At 41.9% G+C, this 1,278-nt stretch carries 1 protein-coding gene; it reads right to left on the bottom strand.

Features of this window, described 5'->3' with window-relative positions:
• Positions 1-107: 107 nt before the first annotated feature.
• On the bottom strand, positions 108-1,278 hold a 1,171-nt coding region (tnpB, locus tag JCM10550_RS16480; RefSeq protein WP_245619425.1), incomplete at its 5' end, for an IS200/IS605 family element RNA-guided endonuclease TnpB.

The following is a 1,278-nucleotide window of genomic DNA, read 5'->3' as shown; positions in this document are numbered from 1 at the left end:
AATGTGAACTACCCCCCCTGAGCTAAAGACTCAGGGGGCTTCCTGCTTCATACCCCCCCGAACTTATGTTCACGAGTCCACAGGCCCAACCCCTCGTTCCGAAGGTGTTAAACTCCAATTAAATTTTGTCTGTCAAGTGCGAATTTTTTGATATTGATCGCAGCATTGATATCCCGGTCATGGTTTGATCCACAGTCGGGACAAACCCAATCCCTGTCAGCCAGAGTCAACCCACCATTGTAATGGCCACAAACACTGCATATCCTAGTCGATGGTTCAAACCGACCGATACGCAGGATAGTTTTTCCCTGACGTTGTGCCTTATATTCCAGTTTTGTAACAAACGAACTCCACGATGCATCTGCGATATGTTGTGCCAGACGATGATTTTTTAACATCCCTGCAACATTCAGTGTTTCCAGCGCTATTGCTTGGTTCTCGCATATTAATCTAAAAGAGATCTTATGCTGGAAATCATTTCTTTGATTGCTGATCTTCTCGTGGAGTTTCGCTACTGATAATTTTGACTTTTCTCTGTTGTTGGAACCTCTTTGTTTCCTGCTCAACCGTCTCTGTAAGACCTTCATTCGCAGAAGAGAACTATTGAGATGTCTCGGATTGTTGATCTTCTTTCCGCTGGACAGGACGGCAAAATCCTTAATACCCACATCAATTCCAACGGTAGTCTTCTCGTCAAACGGCTGTTTTTCAGGATAATCTAATCCATCATCAACCAGGATGCTGATGTAGAATTGGCCGGTCGGTGTTCTCGACACCGTTGCAGATTTCTCTGCACCCTCATATCTTCGGTGTAACCTCGTTTTGATCCAACCAATCTTTGGGAGCTTAACTTTGTAGGTATCAAAATCCACAACATAATGTTGAGGAACTGAGAATGACTGAATGGGATTCTTCCGTGATTTGAACTTTGGAAAACCTTTTTTTTCTCTGAAGAAGTGAGTGAAAGCATTCTCAAGATTAAGTGTTGCACCCTGCAAAGACTGAGAATACACATCCTTTAGCCAAACGTGTTCGTCTTTTAATTCGGGTAACATCTTATTTAACGAAAATCTTGAAATCGATTTTCCATCCGATTCATATGATTTCAGTTTGTTTTCCAAAGCCCAATTGTAAACAAACCTACAAGCCCCCCCGAAATGTTTAAAGAACAATTCTCTCTGCTCTTTATTGGGATACATTCGATACCTGCAGGCTTTCAACATGCCCGTTAATATACTGCCTGGACAAAATATATGTTTTATCCATATTGCAATATCT

Origin of the sequence: Methanogenium cariaci JCM 10550 (assembly GCF_001315945.1) — an archaeon.
Lineage (GTDB): Archaea > Halobacteriota > Methanomicrobia > Methanomicrobiales > Methanomicrobiaceae > Methanogenium > Methanogenium cariaci.
The sequence above is the reverse complement of the archived record's forward strand: the minus strand, read 5'-3'. Positions and strand labels throughout refer to the sequence as shown.